Source organism: Nocardiopsis prasina DSM 43845 (genome assembly GCF_000341265.1).
Taxonomy (GTDB): Bacteria; Actinomycetota; Actinomycetes; order Streptosporangiales; family Streptosporangiaceae; genus Nocardiopsis; species Nocardiopsis prasina.
The window spans coordinates 1-2067 of record NZ_ANAE01000021.1; the positions used below are offsets into that span (position 1 = coordinate 1).

Annotated in this window: 2 protein-coding genes and 1 pseudogene; 2 read left to right on the plus strand and 1 reads right to left on the minus strand. The window is 75.1% G+C overall.

Translation table 11 applies throughout. The annotated features are described in order from the left end of the window. Nucleotides 1-269, minus strand: a pseudogene (locus D452_RS27380) (hypothetical protein); the annotation flags it as partial. A 514-nt stretch (nucleotides 270-783) separates the two neighbouring features. Between D452_RS27380 and D452_RS31150 the strand changes: the two are divergent. Together D452_RS31150 and D452_RS31155 are read left to right on the plus strand one after the other, a co-directional pair. Further along, nucleotides 784-1509, plus strand: coding sequence for a glycosyltransferase (locus D452_RS31150; protein WP_239646300.1), 726 nt, complete (start codon nucleotides 784-786; stop codon nucleotides 1507-1509). A gap of 71 nt (nucleotides 1510-1580) precedes the next feature. Next, nucleotides 1581-2030, plus strand: coding sequence for a glycosyltransferase family 4 protein (locus tag D452_RS31155; RefSeq protein WP_338042016.1), 450 nt, complete (start codon nucleotides 1581-1583; stop codon nucleotides 2028-2030). The last annotated feature ends 37 nt before the right edge of the window (nucleotides 2031-2067 follow it).

Genomic DNA, 2067 nt, shown 5'->3' on the forward strand with positions numbered 1-2067 from the left:
GGCACGGGCCGCGCGCCCGGCGCCAGTCCGTCCAGCCGGGTGGTGTCGGCCAGTGCCACGGCGGCGCCCTCCTTGGCGAGCCCGGCGGCCACGGTTCGCCCCGGCCCGCCTCCCGCCAGTCCGCCGACGACCAGTGCGCGGCGTCCGCGCAGCGCCTCGTGCGGCGTGTAGTCGGGCAGGGGGTCCGGTAGGTCCCGCTCCGGTAGGTCCCGGGCCGCGCCGCGGCGGCCGTCCGCCGCGGCTGCACGCCCGCAGGGCCGCGCAGTCATGGTCCCTCGTACTTTCGAATCACAGGAGACACCTACGCGGCCGAAAATGCCCGAGGCACCACCCGCCAAACGCGCACCCGCGCGCACCGCGCAGACCCCGAAAGCGAAACAGCGGGTCAAAGCGCTTGTCTTGTTCGGTTCTCGACGGCTCTGGCATAATCGCCGCGTTGGGTGTCTAAGACGCAGACACACCGACGTTCGCGCGCTCGCCGCGGCGCTGATCCATCGCGCCTCCGCTCCAGCGAGCGCTCCTCGTGAATCCGCGAACGCTCCAAGGTGTGATCCGTATGCGTCTGCCCTTCTCCGGTTTCCGGCCATTCCCCCCATTCGCCGTGCACCGGCCGCACGCCGCCCGTGACGGCGCAGCTGCGCGCCGTGTGCCGGCACGCCTGAGTACCCGCCGCCGCGTCCCGCCGCGCCGCGCGCCCGCGGGCGCCGCCTGCGCGGCATCGCCACCCTGCGGCCCAGCACCTGCCTGCGCACGGGGTCGTCGTCTCGTCGTGAGGAGTCACACGTGAAGATCGCAATGGTCGCCGAGCACGCCAACCCGCTGCCCGCCCACAAGGGCGAACCCGCCTGCGGCGACAGTGTCCAGGTCGCAGCGCTCGCCCGCCACCTGGCCAAGGCGGGCCATCGCGTGGCCGTCTACGCCCGCAAGCACTCCCCCGCCCTGCCCGAACGCTCCCGCATGGGCCGGAACGCCACCGTCGAGCACCTCCCGGCCGGACCCGAGCACCGCATGGAGGAGGGCGCGGCCGCCGAGCACACCGGTGCCTTCGCCCAGGCTCTGGGCGAGCGGCTCGCCGAAGATCCCCCCGACGTCCTGCACGCGTTCGGCTGGACCAGCGGCCTCGCCGTGGTCTCGGCCGCCCGGGCCTGCGACGGCGAGCGCCCGCGCGTCGTGCAGACCTTCCGCTCCCTCAACGCCGCCGAGCAGCGCGCCGGCCTGCCCGAGCGCACCGACCGCGCCCGCATCGAAGCCGCGGTCGCCGGGCACGCCGACCGGATCGTCGTGGGCTCCGCCGACCAGCGCTTCGAGCTGGCGCACATGGGGCTGCCCCGCGCCAAGGTCAGTGTGGTCCCCTTCGGGGTCGACACCGACCACTTCAGCACCGAGGGCGGCTCCACGGCCGACACATGGAGCCCGCGCCGCAGCGGACGCACACGGATGATCTCGGTGACCGACCTGGCCGCCGGCGGCGCCGAGGTCCTGATCGCCGCACTGCTGCGGCTGGGCTGACCGACGCCGAGCTGACGGTCGTCGCCGGTCCGGGACAGGAGGAGCTGCCGCTCAGCGACGACGCGCGGCGCGTGGAACTGCTCGCCAAGGAGGCCGGCGTCGACGACCGGCTGAGCCTCGCCGGCCCCGTCGACCGCAAGGAACTGCCGCGGCTGCTGCGCTCCGCCGACGTCTACGTCTCCGGCGCGCCCTACGAGCTCTGCGGCGGCGCCGTGCTGGAGGCCATGGCGTGCGGCTTGCCGGTGGTGGCCCGCGGAGCCGGTGTCGTCAACGAGGCGGTGCTGCACGGCACGACCGGCACTCTGCTGCGCGAAGCCCGCCCCGACGCGCTGGCCCGCGCGGTCCGCTCGCTGACCGCCGAGCCCACCATGGCCGCCGCCTACGGCATCGCCGCCGCCGACCGGGCGGCGTCCCGCTTCACCTGGGAGCGGGTCGCCGCCGAGACCGAACGCGCCTACCGGCACTGCTTCCCGGTACAGGAGGCCGAACTGCCCTACGCCGCGGGCGATGGTGCACACTAGTCGGCGGCCGGGTGCCGGCGGCAGCGCGCCGGCGGCC